The organism is Streptomyces sp. NPDC002076 (assembly GCF_053593835.1).
In genome coordinates, this window is record NZ_JBSFDI010000005.1 from 203,272 (window position 1) to 222,583 (window position 19,312).

The 19,312-nt window shown below is 69.9% G+C and carries 16 protein-coding genes; 1 reads left to right on the forward strand and 15 read right to left on the reverse strand.

Translation table 11 applies throughout. From position 1 onward, the window contains the following. Positions 1-19: 19 nt before the first annotated feature. The 7 genes from ACWCQS_RS12960 to betA all read right to left on the reverse strand — a co-directional run bounded on the left by ACWCQS_RS12960 (position 20) and on the right by betA (position 10,863). Positions 20-2,458 carry a GcvT family protein gene (locus ACWCQS_RS12960; RefSeq protein ID WP_451004481.1) on the reverse strand — a complete coding sequence of 813 codons (2,439 nt, stop codon included), beginning with the start codon at positions 2,456-2,458 and terminating at the stop codon, positions 20-22. Between the two features lie 207 nt (positions 2,459-2,665). Then, positions 2,666-3,631 carry an ABC transporter substrate-binding protein gene (locus tag ACWCQS_RS12965; RefSeq protein ID WP_451004482.1) on the reverse strand — a complete coding sequence of 322 codons (966 nt, stop codon included), beginning with the start codon at positions 3,629-3,631 and terminating at the stop codon, positions 2,666-2,668. Positions 3,632-3,644: 13 nt separating this feature from the next. Further along, positions 3,645-5,621: an ABC transporter permease gene (locus tag ACWCQS_RS12970; protein WP_451004483.1), complete on the reverse strand. Its 1,977-nt coding sequence runs from the start codon at positions 5,619-5,621 to the stop codon at positions 3,645-3,647. Beyond that, positions 5,621-6,724: a quaternary amine ABC transporter ATP-binding protein gene (locus ACWCQS_RS12975; protein WP_451004484.1), complete on the reverse strand. Its 1,104-nt coding sequence runs from the start codon at positions 6,722-6,724 to the stop codon at positions 5,621-5,623. Before ACWCQS_RS12975 ends, ACWCQS_RS12970 begins: the two co-directional genes overlap by 1 nt. A gap of 19 nt (positions 6,725-6,743) precedes the next feature. After that, entirely contained in the window at positions 6,744-8,213 is a 1,470-nt protein-coding gene (locus ACWCQS_RS12980) for an aldehyde dehydrogenase family protein (protein ID WP_451004485.1), read from the reverse strand. A gap of 139 nt (positions 8,214-8,352) precedes the next feature. Continuing rightward, positions 8,353-9,189, reverse strand: a complete 837-nt coding sequence (locus ACWCQS_RS12985; RefSeq protein WP_451004486.1) for a 5,10-methylenetetrahydrofolate reductase — start codon at positions 9,187-9,189, stop codon at positions 8,353-8,355. A gap of 3 nt (positions 9,190-9,192) precedes the next feature. Next, a complete protein-coding gene (gene betA / locus ACWCQS_RS12990; protein ID WP_451004487.1) occupies positions 9,193-10,863 on the reverse strand; it encodes a choline dehydrogenase in 1,671 nt (556 codons plus the stop codon). A 151-nt stretch (positions 10,864-11,014) separates the two neighbouring features. Between betA and ACWCQS_RS12995 the strand changes: the two genes are divergently transcribed. After that, positions 11,015-11,812, forward strand: a complete 798-nt coding sequence (locus tag ACWCQS_RS12995; protein WP_388629864.1) for an IclR family transcriptional regulator — start codon at positions 11,015-11,017, stop codon at positions 11,810-11,812. A gap of 62 nt (positions 11,813-11,874) precedes the next feature. Here the strand turns inward: ACWCQS_RS12995 and ACWCQS_RS13000 are convergent, their stop codons facing one another. The 8 genes from ACWCQS_RS13000 to ACWCQS_RS13035 form a co-directional block, all read right to left on the reverse strand. Then, the gene (locus tag ACWCQS_RS13000; RefSeq protein ID WP_451004488.1) at positions 11,875-13,008 is read right to left on the reverse strand and encodes an aromatic ring-hydroxylating oxygenase subunit alpha; all 1,134 of its coding nucleotides are present in this window, start codon (positions 13,006-13,008) and stop codon (positions 11,875-11,877) included. Positions 13,009-13,137: 129 nt separating this feature from the next. Next, positions 13,138-14,301, reverse strand: coding sequence for an NAD(P)/FAD-dependent oxidoreductase (locus ACWCQS_RS13005; RefSeq protein WP_451004489.1), 1,164 nt, complete (start codon positions 14,299-14,301; stop codon positions 13,138-13,140). Next, positions 14,298-14,660, reverse strand: coding sequence for a bifunctional 3-phenylpropionate/cinnamic acid dioxygenase ferredoxin subunit (locus ACWCQS_RS13010; RefSeq protein WP_451004490.1), 363 nt, complete (start codon positions 14,658-14,660; stop codon positions 14,298-14,300). The genes ACWCQS_RS13005 and ACWCQS_RS13010 overlap by 4 nt, the downstream gene beginning before the upstream one ends. Positions 14,661-14,918: 258 nt before the next feature. After that, positions 14,919-15,551, reverse strand: a complete 633-nt coding sequence (locus tag ACWCQS_RS13015) for an MBL fold metallo-hydrolase (protein WP_451004491.1) — start codon at positions 15,549-15,551, stop codon at positions 14,919-14,921. After that, positions 15,551-16,636 carry an S-(hydroxymethyl)mycothiol dehydrogenase gene (locus ACWCQS_RS13020; protein ID WP_451004492.1) on the reverse strand — a complete coding sequence of 362 codons (1,086 nt, stop codon included), beginning with the start codon at positions 16,634-16,636 and terminating at the stop codon, positions 15,551-15,553. The genes ACWCQS_RS13015 and ACWCQS_RS13020 overlap by 1 nt, the downstream gene beginning before the upstream one ends. A 210-nt stretch (positions 16,637-16,846) precedes the next feature. Beyond that, positions 16,847-17,272, reverse strand: a complete 426-nt coding sequence (locus tag ACWCQS_RS13025; protein WP_388629849.1) for a CBS domain-containing protein — start codon at positions 17,270-17,272, stop codon at positions 16,847-16,849. Positions 17,273-17,307: 35 nt separating this feature from the next. Next, positions 17,308-17,610: a DUF5133 domain-containing protein gene (locus ACWCQS_RS13030; RefSeq protein ID WP_451004493.1), complete on the reverse strand. Its 303-nt coding sequence runs from the start codon at positions 17,608-17,610 to the stop codon at positions 17,308-17,310. Between the two features lie 405 nt (positions 17,611-18,015). After that, on the reverse strand, positions 18,016-19,137 hold the full coding sequence (locus ACWCQS_RS13035; RefSeq protein WP_451004494.1) for a CapA family protein: 1,122 nt from the start codon (positions 19,135-19,137) through the stop codon (positions 18,016-18,018). Positions 19,138-19,312: the final 175 nt, after the last annotated feature.

Sequence of the window (19,312 nt, forward strand, 5' to 3'; positions counted from 1 at the left end):
CGGTACTCCCCTGGAACGCTCAGCCGCGAAGGCGGGACATGGTCGGGTCGAACAGCGGCTCCTCGGCGACGACCGCCTCGATCCGCTGGTCGAAGTAGCCGATCTGCACGGTCGTACCGGGATCGGCCAGCTCCGCAGGCAGCCACGCGTAGGCGATCCCCTTGCCTACGGTGTAGCCGTACGCGGCGCTGGTGACATAGCCGACGGCGCGGTCGCCGTCGTACACCGGCTCCTTGCCCATGACGACCGCCCGCGGGTCGTCGATGGTGAGGCAGCTCAGCCTGCGCCGCACGTCGGTCTTGCGCCGCTCCAGCGCGGGCTTGCCGAGGAAGTCGCCCTTGTCGAGCTTGACCGCAAAGCCGACGCCGGCCTCGTAGGGGTCGTGCTCGTAGGTCATGTCGGTGCCGAAGGAGCGGTAGCCCTTCTCCAGACGCAGGCTGTTGAAGGCGCCCCGGCCGGCGATGATGCCGCCCAGCGGCTCGGCCGCGGCCCACAGGGTGTCCCACAGCTTCAGGCCCTGGTCGGCGGTGGTGTACAGCTCCCAGCCCAGCTCGCCGACGTACGACAGCCGCATCGCGGTGACCGGGACACTGCCGACGTAGGCGTGCTTGGCGCGGAAGTACTTCAGGCCGTCGCCCGAGAAGTCCGAGTCGGTGAGCGGCTGCAGCACCTCGCGGGCGAGCGGGCCCCACAGGCCGATGCAGCAGGTGCCGGCGGTGATGTCGCGGACCTGGACGCGGCCGTCGGCGGGCAGGTGGCGGGTGAACCAGTCGAGGTCCAGGTTGCCGTTGGCGCCGACCTGGAAGAGGTCGCGGGCGAGGCGGGCGACGGTGATGTCGCTGCGGATGCCGCCGTTGTGGTCCAGGAGCAGCGTGTACGTCACCGAGCCGACGGACTTGGCGACCTTGCCGGTGACCAGGCCCTCCAGGAAGTCGGCGGCTCCGGGGCCGCTGACCTCCAGGCGCTTGAGGGCGGTCATGTCGTACAGGGCGACCTTTTCGCGGGTGACCTGGGCCTCGGCGCCGACGATGGGCGACCAGTAGCGGGCGGCCCAGTCGTTGGGGGTGGGGATGTCTCGGCCCTCGACCAGCGCGGCGTTGGCCTCGTACCACTGGGGGCGCTCCCAGCCGATCGCCTCCAGGAAGAACGCGCCGTGTTCCTGCTGGCGGACGTAGAAGGGGCTGGTGCGGATCGGGCGCGGCTTCCCGGCCGGCTGGAGGGGGTGAAGGATGTCGTAGACCTCGACGAAGTTCTGGCAGTCGCGCGCCAGGACGTACTCCGGGGAGAGCTGGTGCGGCTCGAAGCGGTTGACGTCGCACTCGTGCAGGTCGAAGGAGGAGCAGTAACCGTCGACCAGCCATTCGGCGACGGCCCGGCCGACGCCCGCGGAGTGGGTGACCCACACGGCCTCGGCGACCCAGAAGCCCTTGACGTCCGGGGACTCGCCGAGCAGCGGATAGCCGTCGGTGGTGAAGGAGAACAGGCCGTTGATGCCCTCCTGGACCTTGGCCTCCTTGGTGGCCGGGAGCAGGGACTGGGTCTCGGTCCAGGCGTCCTCGAAGTCCTCCTCGGTGAACTTCAGCACCGAGGGCATCTCCTCGGCCTCGTCCACGGAGAGGATGTCGTCGGCGGAGACCGGCATGGGGCGGTGGCCGTAGTAGCCGATGCCGAGGCCGTCGTAGCGGTCGCGGTAGTAGAGGTCGGCGTCCTGGTGGCGCAGGATCGGGCGGACCGCCTCCTCGGTCTGGCCGGCGAGGGCGGGGACCGGGCCGGTCCAGGCGAGCTGGTGGGCGAGCGGGGTGAGCGGCAGGTTCATCCCGACCATGCGGGCGATCTTCGGGCCCCAGATGCCGGCGCAGCACACGACGATGTCGGCTTCGATCTCGCCCTGGTCGGTCACCACCGCGGTGACGCGGCCCTGGCTCTGCGTCACGTCGAGGACTTCGTGCCGGGCGAGGAAGCGCACGCCGCGCTCGGTGGCCCGGCGGATCTGCGCCTCGACGGCCAGGACGGCCTTGGCGAGGCCGTCGGTGGGGACCAGGAGGCCGCCGAGGACCTTGTCGCGGTCGACCAGCGGGTGCTTCTCCACGCACTCGTCCGGGGTCAGCAGGCGCGCCTCGATGCCCCAGGCGGTGATCCAGCCGTGGCGCCGCCGGAGTTCGGCGAGCCGCTCGGGGCTGGTCGCCACCTCGAGGCCGCCGACCTGGAGGAAGCACGGCTTGCCGTCCACCTCGAGGGAGCAGAACTTCTCGACCGTGTACCGGGCCAGCTCCGTCATGGTCTTCGAGGCGTTCGTCTGGAAGACCAGGCCCGGGGCGTGCGAGCTGGAGCCCCCGGTGGCCGGGAGGGGGCCCTGGTCGACCACGGTCACCTCGGTCCAGCCGCGCGCGGAGATCTCGTCCGCAAGGGCGGCTCCCACGACGCCCGCTCCGATGATGACCACTCGGGGTCCCGCCATCGCCCAACCTCCGAACTTGAGACCGGTTCAGTTGCTTGTTGCGCAACGTGATTCAGGCTGCGCAACTCAATGTGCCTGTCGCCATGGAGGGTGTCAAGGGGTCGGTGACGTCGGAAAACGGCCTGGAACACGGCAATGCCCGGCGGGCGGTGCGCACAGGTGCACACCGCCCGCCGGGCGTCCTCAGCCGGCCTTTCCGACCCCGTGCTACTTCAGCCAGGCGTCGACCTTGTCGCGGTTGGCGTCGACCCACTTCTTGGCCGCCGCGTCGTCCGACATCTTGTCCACGGCGATGTACTTGGCCACGGTGTTCTGGTCGTCGTTCGTCCAGTGGAAGTTCTTCACCAACTGGTACGCCGGGCCGCCCGACTTGGCGAACTGCGCACTGACGATCTTGTCCAGGTCGTACACGGGATAGTCACAGGCCACCTTCGCCGCGTCGGCGTCGCAGCCCTTCGTGTACGCGGGCAGGTTGACCTTCACCAGCGGCACTTCCGACATGAACCACTGCGGTTCGTAGAAGTAGCCGACCATCCATTGCTTGTTCTTCTCGGCGGTGCGGTAGGCCTGGATGAGCGCGGTCTCGCTGCCCGCGTACACCACCTTGAAGTTCAGCTTCAGGTTCTTGACCAGAGCGGCGTCGTTGGTGACGTACGACGGGTCCCCGTCGAGCAGTTGGCCCTTGCCGCCCGACTCGGAGGTCTTGAAGTTGGCGGCGTACTTGTTCAGGTTCTTCCAGTCGGTGATGTCCGGGTGGGCCTTGGCCAGCCACGGCGGCACGAACCAGCCGATGACGCCCTTGTTGCCGGTCGAACCCGCCTCCACGGCGGTCTTCTGCTCGGTGATGTACTTCTTCTTCAGATCGTCGTGGCCCCAGTTCTCCAGGACGGCGTCGACCTCGCCGGTCCCGAAGCCCTGCCAGGCGATCTCCTCCTTCAGGTCCTTCTTGTTGACCGTACAGCCGAGGTCGTGCTGCGCCACGTACGCGACGACCGCCGCGTCCGCCTCGTAGCCGACCCACGGGTTGACGGCCAGGTTGAAGGCGCCGCACTTGCCGCCCGAGGACTTCGCGCCGGCGGAGGTGCTGTCGCCGACCTTCGCTCCCGAGCAGGCCGTGAGGGTGAGGCCGAGGACGGCCAGGCCGGCCGCTCCAGCTCGCCAGTGTCTTGCCATGGTGTCGTGCTCCTTATGCCCTGGTGCGTCGCGCCGCAGCCTGCGTGATCCGGTCGAACATGACTCCCAGCAGTACGATGGCGAGCCCTGCCGCCAGCCCCTTGCCGTACAGCTGTCCCTGCGAGAATCCGGCCACGACGTCGTAGCCGAGGGCGCCTGCCCCTACCAGGCCGCCCACCACAACCATCGACAGCACATAGATCAGACCCTGGTTGGTCGCCAGGGTCAGGGCACTGCGTGCCATCGGCAGCTGGACCTTGGTGATGATCTGCCAGGTGTTGCACCCGGCGGAGGTGGCCGCCTCCACGGTGGACTCGGACACGTTCCGCACACCGTCCGCGATGATCTTGATCGCGACGGGCGCCGCGTAGACGACGGCCGCGACGATCGCGGTGAACCGGGTGGCGCCGAAGAGGGCCAGGAACGGCACGAGATAGACGAACGGCGGCATGACCTGTGCGGCGTCCAGGCTGGGCCGCACGATCCGGTCCACCAGTTGACTGCGCCCCATCCACACGCCGAAGACGACGCCGAACAGCATCACCAGCACCGTGGCCACGGCGGTCGAGGCGAGGGTCGTCATGCTGTCCGACCACAGCCCGGTGCCGACGAGCAGCCCGACGCACACGGCGGCCGTCACCGCGGCGAGCCGGCCTCCGAGCACCGCGCCGAGCGCGACCAGGGTGATGCCGACGAGCCACCACGGGGAGTCCGTGAGCAGTGTCTGGAACGGGTTCAGCAGACCGTTGGTGATGATGTCCCGGACGCCGTTGGTCAGTCCCGAGAGGTGGTCCTGCAGCCAGGTGGTCGTCGTGTCGGCCGCGCTCGCGATGTGGCTGCCGGTGCTGCCGTTGCCGGGGAACTCCGCCGCCCAGACGTAGGTGTGCGACAGGTAGACCAGGACGACGGCCGCGATCCCGCCCGCCACCAGCAGCGGACGGCGCCACTTCCGCAGCCGGTCACCGCTGCGCCGGGCCGTGTCGGCGCGTGCGGCCGCCGCGGTGGTGACCCGGTCCAGCACGATGGCCATGACGACGATGGCGAGGCCCGCGTTGAAGGCCGTGCCGACGTCGAGCGACTGCAGGGCCTGTACGACGGTCTTGCCGAGGCCGGGCGCGTCGATCAGGGCGGCGATGGTCACCATGGCCAGGGCGGCCATGATGGTCTGGTTGACGCCCATGACCACGGTGCGCTTCGACATCGGCAGCAGCACTTTCAGCAGTTGCTGCGACCGTGTGGTGCCGAGCGAGTCCGCAGCCTCGACGGTGGTCTCGGGCACCGAGCGGATGGCGTGTGCGGTGATCCGGATGGCGGGCGGTGCCGCGTAGATCACCGTGGTGATCACGGCGGAAGCCCCGCCGATGAGGAAGATCAGGGTCAGCGGGGCGAGGTAGACGAAGGTCGGCATCGTCTGCATGAAGTCCAGGAAGGGCGTCATGATCCGGTTGAACCGGTCGGAGAGCCCGGCCCACACGCCCAGCGGGATGCCGATGAGCAGCGCCACGAGGACCGCCGACAGGGTCAGCGCCAGCGTGTCCATGCTCTCCTGCCACAGGCCCTGCAGCCCGAAGAAGGTGAACCCCGCGACCGCCAGCAGCGCGACCCGCCAGTTGCCCACGGCCCAGGAGACATAGCCGGTGAGTCCGACGACGCCGAGCCAGCCGATCTGCGGGACCGGGCGGGTGCCGGTGGGCTGGGAGATCAGCGACTGGACGAAGGTCACCAGGTTGTCGATGGCCAGCCGGATCTCGTTGAAGAAGTACAGGAAGAGCGGGTTGGAGTTGCGGTTGGCCCCGATGCTGTCGTTGACGTCGTTCAGCCAGCGGTGCAGGCCGGTGAGGTCGGCCGCGGCGAGGGCCAGCGTCTGCCGGCCGCGCAGCACGGCGAAGAGCACCAGCCAGGCCAGCAGGATCGCCGCCACCACCATGGGACGGCTGACCCGCTCACGTATCGTCGCGACCGGCGCGGTCGCGTCGGCGGCGACGGCCATCACGCACCGCCTTCCTGACCGGCTGCCTGTCCCGCGACGACGGAGAGAATCTCCTCGTCGCCGACGATGCCGAGCAGCTTGCCGTTCTCGACGACCTTGACCGGCTTGTGGGCGGCCAGCACGGTACGGGTGGCCTCGCGCACCACGACGTCCGGTCCCAACTCGGGTCCGTCCAGGGCGTCTTCGGGCTCCACCGGGCGCATGATCCAGCGCAGGGTGAGGACGTCGCCGCGCGGCACGTCCTTCACGAAGTCGCGTACGTAGTCGTCCGCCGGGGCGCCGACCAGTTCGTCACCGGTGCCGCACTGGACGGTCTTGCCGTCGCGCATGATCAGGATGCGGTCGCCGAGCTTCAGGGCCTCGGAGAGGTCGTGGGTGATGAACACCATGGTCTTGCCGACCTCGTGGTGCAGGCGGATGACCTCGCTCTGCATGTCGCGGCGGATCAGCGGGTCGAGCGCGGAGAACGGCTCGTCGAAGAAGAGGACGTCGGGGTCGCCGGCCAGGGCGCGGGCGAGACCGACGCGCTGCTGCATACCGCCGGAGAGCTGGTCGGGGTAGGAGTTCTCGTATCCGGCCAGGCCCACCAGTTCGACGGTCTCCAGCGCGCGCTTGGTGCGCTCGGCCTTGCTCATGCCGCGTATCTCCAGCCCGAACGCCACGTTGTCGACGACCTTGCGGTGCGGCAGCAGGCCGAAGTGCTGGAAGACCATGGAGAACTTGCTGCGGCGCAGTTCGCGCAGCCGGCGGGCGTCGGCGCCGCGGATGTCCTCGCCCTCGAAGACGACTTCTCCGGCGGTGGGTTCGATCAGCCGGGTCAGACATCGCACCAGGGTGGACTTGCCGGAGCCGGACAGGCCCATGACGACGAAGACCTCGCCGGGCGACACCTCGAAGTCGACGTCCCGTACGGCGGCGGTACAGCCGGTGCGGTCCATGAGCTCGCGGCGGGTGAGTCCGCACAACTCCGCGGAGCCCGGCACCTCGTCGGCCTTCGGCCCGAACACCTTCCACAGCCGGCGCACGGAGATGACCGGGGTGCGGTCCTTGGGATGCTGGGACGTGTCGCGCCGCTGCGACACCTCGGTCTGTGCTGGGGTCATGATCGACCTCTTTCGGCGTTCAGCCGCGGAACCAGTGCTGCGGCCGGGGTTGGATGTTCTGCCAGACGTGCTTGGGCTCTCGGTACTCGTCCAGGCCGGTCGGTCCCAGCTCACGGCCCACGCCCGAGTGCCCGAAGCCACCCCATTCCGCCTGCGGCACATAGGGGTGGTAGTCGTTGATCCACACGGTGCCGTGGCGCAGCCTGCGGGCGACCCGCTGGGCCCTGCCCGCGTCCTGTGTCCAGACGGCTCCGGCGAGGCCGTACTCCGTGTCGTTGGCGATGCGGACGGCGTCGTCCTCGTCGTGGAAGCGTTCGACGGTGAGCACGGGTCCGAAGGACTCCTCGTGCACCACGCGCATGTCCTGCCGGCACTCGTCGAGGACGGTGGGCGGGTAGTAGAAGCCGTCCGCGAGCGCGGGGTCGTCGGGGCGCGCGCCGCCGCAGCGCAGTACGGCGCCCTCGGCCAGGCCTGCGGCGACGTACGCCTCGACCTTCTCGCGGTGCTGCGCGGAGATCAGCGGCCCGGTCTCGGCCTCGGGGTCGAAGGGCCCGCCCAGGCGGATGCGCCGGGCGCGGCGTACGACCTCGTCGACGAAGGCGTCGTGGATCGAGTCCTCGACGATCAGACGGGCGCCGGCCGAGCAGACCTGCCCGGAGTGCAGGAAGACGGCGGTGAGCGCGAAGTCGACGGCGGTGGCGAAGTCGGCGTCGGCGAAGACCACGTTCGGATTCTTGCCGCCGAGTTCCAGCGCGACCTTCTTCACCGTCGCGGCGGCCGTGGCCATGATGTGCCGTCCGGTCTGCAGGCCTCCGGTGAACGACACCATGTCCACGGCCGGGTGCTCGGCGAGCGGCGCGCCCGCCTCGGTTCCGGCGCCGAGCACCAGGTTGGCGGCGCCGGCCGGGAGGCCCGCCTCCTCGAGCGCCTTCATCAGCAGGACGGAGGTGGAGGGCGTCAGCTCGCTGGGCTTGAGGACGACGGTGTTGCCCGCGAGAAGAGCGGGGGCGACCTTCCAACTGGCCTGCAGCAGCGGGTAGTTCCAGGGCGTGATCAGTCCGCACACACCGACGGGCTCGTAGGTGACCCGGCTGAGGGCGTCGTCGCGTCCGGTGTCGACCACTCGTCCCGCGCTGGTGCCGGCGATGCCGCCGTAGTAGCGGAAGCAGGAGACGACGTCGGCGATGTCGTACTCGCTCTCGACCAGGCGCTTGCCGGTGTCGAGGGACTCGGCGCGGGCGAACTCCTTGGCGTCGCGCTCGATGATGTCGGCGGTGCGCAGCAGCAGCGCGCCGCGCTCACGCTCGGGGGTACGGGGCCAGGGGCCCTCGTCGAAGGCGCGCCGGGCGGCGGCGATCGCCGCCTCGGTGTCGGGGCGGGTCGCCTCGGGAACCGTCGCGACCAGCGTGCCGTCCGCGGGGCAGCGGATCTCCCGGTGGCCGCCGGCCACCGCGGCGCGCCATTCTCCGTCCACGTACAGATCTGTCACGGCCGCGCCCTTCGAAGAATTCGTTGCGCATTGTGCATTGAATTGCTTGTGGTGGAACACCCTGGCCGAATCGGCCGAGACCCGTCAAGGGGTCGGTGTATCTCGATTTGGCCGCCGCCGCGTCGCCCGCCCGCGTGCGTCAGCCGCCCAGCCGGTCCAGTGCCGCACGGCGCCAGCGCTCCGTCTCGGCGATCTGGTTGAAGGTGAAGAGGTGGAGGCCGGCCACGGCGGCCGCGGCCCCGGTGAACGCCTCGGCGCCGCGACCGAGCAGCCGCTCGGGAGCGTATCCGCCCGGTGCCGCGAACCGCAGGAACCAGGAGGGGTGCCGGGTGAGGAAGCGGGTCGACTCCCCCACGCCGATCTTCGTCGCCATCGACAGCAGCTTCGCCCGCTGGACGGGCCCGGCGACGCCCACGTACACGGGCAGGGTGATGGCACGGCGCCGGATCCGGGTGATCCAGTCGCCGAGCGCACGCGGGTCGAAGCACAGGTTGCTGACGATGTACGTGGCGTGCGTCCGCTTGTCCCACATCGACTGGATGGTGATGTCGTCGTGGATGAGCGGATGGCTCTCCGGATAGCCGGTGATGCCCAGCTCGGCGAAGGGTCTGCCCAGGTCGCTCAGGGCGCGCAGCACCGCCAGCGCTCCGTCGTACGGCCCGGCCGGCGGATCGGCGTCACCGGCCGGCACGAAGACGTCGTCGACACCCGCCGCACGCAGCCGCTCGGCGATGTCCTTCAGGTGTGCGTCGTCCCGCAGCAGCCGTGCGGGCACATGCGGGACCACGCGGTATCCGTGCGCCGCCAGCCGCTCGGTGAGGCCGAGCGTCGGCTCCAGCCCCTTGACCGGCGACGCCGTGACCGTGACCACGACGTCTCGCGGCACATGGGCGAGGACCTTCTCCTCGGTCGTCTTCGCCGGCAGCACCTCGTAGCGGACACGGGTGAGCAGCTCCCGCACGGCGTCGGCGCCCATGGCTCACCCGGCCTGCTTCTGGGCGTCGCGGTGGCGGTAGTACGCGGCCTTCGACGGCTCCAGCGGCTCCTTGCCGAGGATGAGGTCGGCCGCCTTCTCGGCGATCATCATCACCGGCGCGTAGATGTTGCCGTTGGTGACGTACGGCATCACCGACGCGTCCACCACGCGCAGCCCGTCCAGTCCGTGCACCCGCATGCTCAGCGGGTCGACGACGGACATCTCGTCGGTGCCCATCTTGCAGGTGCACGAGGGATGCAGCGCGGTCTCGCCCTCCTTGGCGACCCAGGCGAGGATCTCCTCGTCGGTCTCGACGGAGGTTCCGGGCGAGATCTCGCCGGCGTTGTAGGGGGCGAGGGCGGGCTGGTTGAGGATCCTGCGGGCGACGCGGATCGCCTCGACCCACTCCCGGCGGTCCTGCTCGGTGGAGAGGTAGTTGAAGCGCAGCGCCGGCTTGACCCGCGGGTCCCTGCTCTTGATCTTCACCGATCCGATGGCGTCCGAGTACATGGGCCCGACGTGCACCTGGTACCCGTGGCCGCCGGCAGGCGAGGAGCCGTCGTAGCGGACGGCGACCGGCAGGAAGTGGAACATCAGGTTGGGGTAGTCCACGTCCTCGTTGCTGCGGGCGAAGCCGCCCGCCTCGAAGTGGTTGGTGGCCGCGGGGCCCTTGCGGAACAGCCACTGCAGTCCGATGAAGGGGGCGCGCCACTTCGCCATGTACGGCTGCATGGAGACGGGCTGCTTGCAGCCGTACTGGACGTACACCTCCAGGTGGTCCTGCATGTTCTCGCCGACGCCCGGCAGGTCGTGGACGACGTCGATACCGAGGGCGGACAGTTCGGCGGCGTTGCCGACACCGGAGAGCTGCAGCAGCTGCGGGGAGTTGATCGCGCCGCCGCACAGGATGACCTCGCCGGCGCGGACCTGCTGGGGCGCGCCCCGGCCGCGCCGGTACTCGACGCCTACGGCCCGCTTGCCCTCGAAGAGCACCCGGGTGACGAGGGCACGTGTCTTCACCGTGAGGTTCGGCCGCTTCATCGCGGGCTTGAGGTAGGCCTTGGAGGCCGACAGCCGGCGACCGCGGTGGACGTTGCGGTCGAACTTGGCGAACCCTTCCTGCCGGTAGCCGTTGACGTCGTCCGTCGGGGCGTAGCCCGCCTCCTCGGTGGCCTTGAGGAAGGCGGAGAAGAGCGGGTTGGTCGCGGGGCCGCGCTCGAGGACGAGCGGTCCGTCATGGCCGCGGAACTCGTCGTCCGGGTCGGCCGCCAGACAGTTCTCCATCCGGCGGAAGTACGGCAGACAGTGGGCGTAGTCCCAGGTCTCCATGCCGGCATCGGCCGCCCAGCGCTCGTAGTCCATGGGGTTGCCGCGCTGGAAGATCATGCCGTTGATGCTGCTGGAGCCGCCGAGCACCTTGCCGCGCGCGTGGTAGATGCGCCGGCCGCCCATGTGGGGCTCGGGCTCGGACTCGTACTTCCAGTCGTAGAAGCGGCTGCCTATGGGGTAGGTCAGCGCCGCGGGCATGTGGATGAAGACGTCCCAGGGGTAGTCGGAGCGGCCGGCCTCCAGGACGAGCACCCGGTTGCCGGGGTCGGCCGAGAGCCGGTTCGCCAGGGCGCTGCCGGCCGACCCACCGCCGACGATGACGAAGTCGTACTGCAAGGGAGCCATGGTGCCTCGTCTCGCTCGCGTCGTTGATGTGCCGCGCATGCTAGTACGGGTATCGCTATGCGCACTAGGTTGCGAACGGCGCAACTTGTAAGAAGTTTGTTCACAGCGCGTTACTTGCCTGCGTGTTGTTTACTGCGCGTATAGTTCCGCTATGAGCAACTACAGTCCGGATACCGAAACGAACGGTTCACCGCCCGGCGGGGTGCAGTCCGTCGACCGCGCCATCAGCGTCCTGGAGATCCTCGCCCAGCGTGGCGAGGCAGGCGTGAGCGAGGTGGCCGCCGAGATCGATGTGCACAAGTCGACAGCGTTCCGGCTGCTCGGCGCCCTGGAGGCGCGCGGCCTCGTGGAGCAGTCGGGCGAGCGCGGCAAGTACCGGCTGGGCTTCGGCATCGTACGCCTGGCGGGCGCAGTCACGGGACGCATCGACATCACCCAGCAGGGCCGGCCGGTATGCGAGCGCCTGGCCGAGGAGATCGGCGAGACGGTCAACATCGCCGTGATGCAGGAGCGCTACGCGATCAACCTCTACCAGGTGCGCGGCCAGTCCGCGGTCACCGCCCACAACTGGGTCGGCCAGCTGACCCCGCTGCACGCCACCTCCAGCGGCAAGATCATGCTGGCCCACCTGCCCGCCAAGGAACGCGCCGCCCTGCTGACCGAGACGGGCCTGAAGAAGCTGACCCCGCACACGATCTCCGCGAAGGCGAAGCTGGAGAAGAACCTCGCCGAGGCCCGGGAGCGCGGTTACGCCTGGACGCTGGAGGAGCTGGAGATCGGGCTGCACGCCATGGCCGCCCCGATCCGTGACCGGGAGGGCCGGGTCATCGCGTCGATCAGCGCCTCCGGGCCCTCTTACCGGTTCACCGAGGAGCGCATGCACGAGCTGGCTCCGGTGCTGGTCAAGGGTGCGGAGGAAATCAGCCACCGGATGGGATACCTCGGCTGAGCGCACGGAGCACCACCGCCGTACGGCCCGCGTACGCCCCCCGCGCGGGCCACGGGCGCTCCTCACTCCGGGTTGTGCGTGCCGAGACGCTCGTTCACCCAGTCGTGGAAGGCACCGATGTGGTGCTCACTGGGCACGAGCACGCCGCCCTTGGCGTACAGCCGTGAGCTCATTCCGGGCTGGGTGCGTTCGCAGGCGTCGAAGTCCTGGCGGTTGACCCGGTCGAAGAGCTCCACGGACCGGCTGACGTCCTTGCCGGTCTCCACCACGTGCGGGAGGTAGAGCCAGTCGCACTCGACGATCGTGCGGTCGACGGCCACCGGGTACATCCGGTGGAAAATCACATGATCGGGCACGAGGTTGATGAACACCTGCGGCTTGACGGTGATCGCGTAGTACCGGCGGTCCTGGTCCTCGGACACCCCCGGAATGCGGTCCAGGCCCGCGGAGCCGTCGACGGTGAAACCCTGGATCTCCGCGCCGAACTCGGCGCCGTGCCCGACGTAGTACTGCGCGGCGTAGCCGTCGGCGAACTCGGGCAGCACCTCGGTGAGTTCGGGGTGGATCGTGGCGCAGTGGTAGCACTCCATGAAGTTCTCGATGATGAGCTTCCAGTTCGCCTTGACGTCGTAGACGATCCGCTTGCCCACCGAGAGGTTCGCGATGTCGTAGTGGTCGATCGACGCGGTGTCGCCCAGCCGCTCGACCACGGCCCCCATCACGTCCTCCTCGAAGGAGGGCGGGTTCTCCGCCAGGCAGACCCAGACATAGCCGAGCCATTCGCGGACGGCCACGCTCACCAGCCCGTACTCGGTGCGGCCGACGTCAGGCATCTTGGTCAGGTTGGGCGCCGCGACGAGCTTGCCGTTCAGGTCGTAGGTCCAGGCGTGGTACGGGCACTGGAAGGCCCGCTTGACCTCGCCCGTCTCCTCGGTGCAGAGCTTGGCCCCACGGTGCCGGCAGACGTTGAAGTAGGCGCGGATCGCGTTGTCCCGGGCCCGGGTGACGAGGATGCTCTCGCGGCCCACGTCCACGGTGCGGAAGGCACCGGGCTTGGCCAGGTCGGACGAGCGCGCGACGCAGAACCACATCGTCTCGAAGATGCGCTCCTGTTCCTGGGCGAAGATGCCGGGGTCCGTGTAGGCGGAGCCGGGGAGAGTGGCGATCAGGCTGTCCGGCAGGCTGGTCGAGGTCACGGTGCACTCCTCGGGAAACGTCGTGGATCGATAGGTCACGCGCCGGGAAGAGCGACTTCGGGCGGCGTTGTGTATGAAGCAACACTGCGTTTCATGTGCAACGCAGAATGGGTGGCCACAGGGGCGGTGTCAAGACGCGGCGGCGGCCAACTGCTTGCGCCATCGGGTGAACAGGCGCGGCTGGTTCATGCCGAGCACGGCGACCGGCCGATCGGCCCTGCGGTACACGGCCAGAAAACTGCGGTCGTCGGTCGAGCCCTCCTCGACCGTCACGCTGTCGGCCCCGGCGGCATGGCCGACGAACTGGATCTTCACGCCGTACTGATCGGACCAGAAGTACGGCGGCCGGGGCACACCCGGCTCCGTCGCACCGTGGGCGAGCAGCACGGCGACGGCGGCGTCCGGCCGCTCCAGCGCGCCGGTCCAGTGCTCGACCCTCCGGTGGACCCCGGTGTGCGGGTCGTACCAGTTGGCGCAGTCGCCCACGGCGACCACCTGGGCGACACTCGTGCGGCCGTCGGCGCCGCACTTCACGCCGTTGTCGAGGGCGACGCCGGAGCCCTCCAGCCACTCGACACAGGGGCGCGCCCCCACACCGACGACGACGGTGTCGGCCCGGATGCTGCGGCCGTCCTCCAGCAGCACCGCGTCGACCTGGCGCTCCCCGCTCAGCCCCTTGACCCCCACGCCGCACAGCAGCCGTACACCGTGATCGGCGTGGAGGGCGGAGACGATCTGGCCCATGGCCTCGCCGAGCGGTCCGGCCAGCGGTGTCGGAGCCGCCTCGACCACGGTCACGTCGAGACCGAGGGCGTATGCCGTGGAGGCGACCTCGGCGCCGACAAAGCCGCCTCCGATCACCACCAGCCGTCCGCCCCGGGCCAGGTCGTCCCGCAGGGCGCGGGCGTCGTCGAGCGTGCGCAGCACGTGGACGCCGGCGAGACCTTCGGTGCCGGGCAGGGTGCGGGCGGCGGCGCCGGTCGCGATGACCACGCCGTCGGCGCGTATCTCCCGGCCGTCGGCGAGCCGGATCGCCCGCCCGCTGCGGTCGAGGCCGGTGGCGCGGGCGCCGAGCACCCACTCCGCCCGGAGCTCCTCGTCGTCCCTCTCCAGTGCCAGTTCCGCTTCGCCGATGGCACCGGCAAGGAACTCCTTGGACAACGGCGGCCTGTCGTACGGGCGGTGGAGCTCGTCTCCGACGACGACCAGCCGGCCGTCGTACCCCTGCTTCCGCAGCGAGCGCGCGGCCGACAGACCGGCCAGCGAGGCGCCCACCACGGCGACGGTCCTCACGCGGGGCCTCCGGCCAGGCGGGCGGCGACGCACGGCGGCAGGTTCGGTGCCTCGGTGGACAGCCGCACGTGGACCATGCCGTCCTTGACGACGACCTCGTGAGTGCGGACCGGGAGCTTGGCCGGCGGTGCGTCCACGGCTCCGGTCCTCAGGTCGAACTTGGAGGCGTGCAGGGGACATTCCACCTCACAGCCCTCCAGCCAGCCGTCGGCGAGCGACGCGTCCTGGTGGGTGCAGGTGTCGTCGATGGCGAAGAGCTCGCCGTCGTCGGTGTGGAACACCGAGACCGGCGGGTCGATGTCGAGCCGGTGGGCCTCGCCTCGCGGTAGATCCGCGAGTCGGCACGCGGGAATCATCATGACACCTCGGTGCGTATAGCGAAACGGATTGCGATTAGCGCAACGTCAGTGTGCTGGCCGCTCTGAAGCGTTGTCAAGGCATCCACAGGGCCCTTTGCGCGGTGTCCGGCGACCGGTTTCCGGGCATGCCGCAGCGACCTCGAAAGCGCAGGTCAGCAAAGAGATCAGGGGGTGGTGGCACAGGTGCGACGACGGCCCTGCCGCCGGTGTGGTCCAGGTCGGTCCGTCACCGGGGCAGGGCCGCTTGTCGCCGGGCGGTCAGAAGCCGCGTTCGATCCACTCCTGAAGATGCGGCGCCTCGGCGCCGATGGTGGTGGTGTCGCCGTGGCCGGTGTGCACGACGGTGTCGTCCGGCAGGGCGAGGAGGCGTTCCCTGAGGGAACGGATGATGGTCGGGAAGTCGCTGTACGACCGTCCCGTGGCCCCGGGGCCGCCGGCGAACAGCGTGTCGCCGCTGAACAGCGCGGACAGGTGCGGGGCGTACAGACAGACGGCCCCCGGAGCATGTCCCGGGGTGTGCAGGACGGTCAGCTCCACTCCGCCGACGGTGAGGCGCTGCCCGTCGGTCAGCTCGCCGTCGGGCGCCCGGTCGGGATGGGTCTGTTTCCACAGCGGCAGATCGTCGGCGTGCAGCAGGACCGGGGCGCCGGTGCGGGCGGCGAGGTCGGGTGCGGCGTCGATGTGGTCGTTGTGCGCGTGGGTGCACACGATCGCCCGCAGAGTGCGATCGCCGAGGGCCCGGGCGATGGCCTCGGCGTCATGGGCGGCGTCGATCACGACTGCCTCGCTGTCGTCGCCCACGATCCATACGTTGTTGTCGACGTCCCAGGTGCCGCCGTCCAGCGAGAACGTTCCCGAGGTGACGAGCCGTTCGATGCGGGCGCCCGCCATCAGAGGACCACCACCGAGCGCAGCACGTCGCCGCCGTGCATCCGCTCGAAGGCCTTCTCCACCTCGTCCAGCGCGATGGTCTCGGTGACGAAGGCGTCCAGGTCGAGACGGCCCTGCAGATAGAGGTCGATGAGCATCGGGAAGTCACGGGAGGGCAGACAGTCGCCGTACCAGGACGACTTGAGGGCGCCGCCCCGGCCGAACACGTCCAGCAGGGGCAGTTCGAGCTTCATCTCGGGGGTGGGGACGCCCACGAGGACGACGGTGCCGGCGAGGTCGCGGGCGTAGAAGGCCTGCTTGTACGTCTCCGGGCGGCCGACGGCCTCGATGACGACGTCGGCGCCGAAGCCACCGGTCAGCTCGCGCACCGCGTCGACGGCGTCGGCCTGCTTGGAGTTGACCGTGTGGGTCGCGCCCAGCTTCTTCGCGGTGTCCAGCTTGCGGTCGTCGATGTCCACGGCGATGATCCTCGACGCACCCGCCAGCCTCGATCCGACGACCGCCGCGGCTCCGACCCCGCCGCACCCGATCACGGCGACGGTGTCCCCGCGGCCGACGTTCCCGGTGTTGATCGCGGCGCCGAGGCCGGCCATCACTCCGCAGCCGAGCAGCCCGGCGGCAGCGGGCGAGGCGGCCGGGTCGACCTTGGTGCACTGGCCGGCGGCGACGAGCGTCTTCTCGGCGAAGGCGCCGATGCCCAGCGCGGGCGAGAGCTCCGTACCGTCGGTCAGGGTCATCTTCTGCTTGGCGTTGTGCGTGTTGAAGCAGTACCAGGGCCGCCCGCGCAGACAGGCCCGGCACTGGCCGCACACGGCACGCCAGTTGAGGATCACGAAGTCTCCGGGCGCCACCTCGGTGACCCCCTCGCCGACCGCCTCGACCACGCCCGCGGCCTCATGCCCCAGCAGGAAGGGGAAGTCGTCGCTGATACCGCCCTCGCGGTAGTGCAGATCGGTGTGGCAGACGCCGCAGGCCTCGATCTTGACCAGCGCCTCGCCCGGGCCGGGGTCGGGCACGACGATCGTTTCCAGACTGACAGGGGCGCCCTTGCTCCGCGCGACGACACCACGGACCTGCTGAGACATGGCCACTCCTCGGCTCACAGCGGGATCGAGACGTTGCCCATTACGGCACACCTCTCACGTTTCGCAACACAGCATCGCGGAGGCCGAAGCAGCGGTCAAGGATCAGTCAGCCGCCAAAGGTTTCGCCGACGGCTCGGCCGGCCGACTCCGGTGACCGGAGTCGGCGTTCGGCCGAACCGTCGGCGACGGGGTGTCGAGTCTCTTACATGATCAGGCAGGGGCGTACACCCGATGGACGAACTCCACGAGCTGGTCGTCGCCGAGGTGCCGGGCGATGTCGGTCTCGCTGATCATCCCGATCATGCGCTTGTTCTCGACCACCGGGAGGCGCTTGATCTGGTGGCCTTCCATCTCCCGCAGGGCGTCCGAGATGTCGGCAGCGGCATCGATCCAGCGCGGCGTGCCCTCGCACAGGTCACCGCACGTCATCCGCGCGGGGTCGCGACCCGAGGCGATGCACTTCACCACGATGTCGCGGTCGGTGATGATGCCGCACATGCGGTCACCGTTGTCGGGGTCGCTGACCGGAAGTGCGCCCACCTCGTGGTCCCGCATCATCTGCGCGGCCCGGTCCAGCGTCTCGTGCCGGGGTATCCACTGGGCGCCCGGGCTCATGATGTCCTTCGCAGTCGTCATCGCTCGTCCCTTCACGACTGTGCCGGTGCGAGCAGTCAGCCCGCCCGGGAATCCTGGGTCGTCGGAGCGGACCGACGCGAGCGCCGGCCGACGGAGGCAGCACGCACCCGCCCTGTCCGCTCCTTGAGATAAGTGACCAGGTCGGTGCGCAGATAGCGCCGGGCGGCGGCGGCCGCCTCCCGCGGGTTGCGCTCGCCCATCAGCACGCACAGCGTGTAGCCCGAGTCCTCGAAGGCGGCACGCGACGCGAGATCGGCGGGTGCCGCGACGGTGGCGCGTTCGCACACCCGGTAATGTCGCAGCAGGCGGCGGACTTCGGATTTCGCCGGTAGCAGCATGGTGAGTTCACCACCCCAGGTGACTCGGCGGACTTCCGGTGGTGGCGCCGATGCCGCGGCGCACGAACACATCCATCGGCCGAACAAGGCCTGCAGCCATGGTGCCCCGAGGTGCGCGGCGCTGTCTTGTTGGCCTTTCAATCGGCGTTCAGGACCGTGCTCCCGGCCCTGTGATCCCGCCGAGCCCGGTCGTGTCCTGCGTCCTGCGCCACCTGGGAACGCGGTGGCGGCGGTCGCGGTGGCGGGTGCCGCCCACGGCCGTCATCGCCAGGCTCAGGGGGGAAGATGAGCGCCGGCGCGAGGCCCGAGCCGAACAGCGCGAGGCCGTTCCGTCCGCCGACCCCGGGTACCCGCAACTCTCCGGCTCACCCTCGCTGCACCACGTGACGTCCGGCGCCCTGGGGATCAACGGTCTCCGGCAAACCCCGCCGTGACACTCAGCGTGCCGTCGGTCTCCATGCCGATGTGCAGACCGTGGCAGATCCGGTCGAGGGTCGAGCGCAGCCACGCGCGGTCCGGGTCCCCGGCGGGCTCCAGCCGCATCCGCCGCGCCTGCCAGGGGACCATCCGCATACCGGTCGGGCGTCCCGTGTCCGCCTCCACCGAGACGAGGTAGCCGAGCCGGAGGTCGTCGCGGTACTCCTCGTAGCCCGAGATGCCCTCGTAGTCGTCGATGAAGTCGCCGCAGCCGTAGAGGATCAACCGGTCCCGGTACACCTCGACGGGGCGGGGGTGGTGCGAGGAGTGCCCGTGGACGATGTCGACGCCGCCGTCGACCAGGGCGCGCGCGAAGCGCGTCTGCTCGCGGGGGACGAGATAGCCCCAGTTGGTGCCCCAGTGCACCGACACGACCACGATGTCACCCGGCCGCTTGTCCCGCCGCACCCGCTGGACGGCCGCCTCGGCCGCCGACGCCGACAGTTCGCGGACGTAGGCGACACCGGAGCGGTCCGTGGTCGCGGCCCAGTCGGGCGGGATGCCGCTGGACAGCGCTCCGAGGGCGAAGACCAGGATGCGGCGGCCGGGACCGACGGGGACCGTCGCGGGCGCGTAGGCCTCGTCGGCGTCGCGCCCCGCGCCCACCGCTCGCAGGCCCGCGCCGGCGAGTGAGTCCAGGGTTTCCTCCAGGCCCGGCCGGCCGAAGTCCAGCACATGGTTGTTGGACAGGACGCACACGTCGGGCCGGGCCACCGTGAGGGCGGGCAGGTTGGCCGGGTGCATCCGGTAGTGCACCGCCTTGCCCGGCATGAAGGCGTCGCTGCGCGTGACGGCCGTCTCCAGATTCACGATCCGGGCCTCCGGCGCGACCTCGTCCAACAGCCCCAGCACCTCGCCCCACGGCCAGGCGGGGTGGACCGGCGCGGGGATCGGACCGCTGACCGCCTCGGCCAGTTCCACGTACGTCCGGGCATCCGTGACGTAGCCCTCGCGCAGCACCGGGCTTCCGGGGTGCGGAAGGATCTGGTCGACGCCGCGCCCGAGCATCACGTCCCCGCACAGGAACAGCGTCACCACGCCGCCGCCCATAGACCCACCCTAGGCGGCGTCCTCCCGGCTCGGTCCAGCCCGGGGAATGTGTGAACAGGCGCGACCCGAACAGAAGGCTCTGGCCGGTCGGATTCACTCCGCCCGGGGGCGAACTTGTCCAGACACCTCTTCTCCATGAGTCGCTCGGGAGAAGTTCCCTCAGCCGTACCTGCGA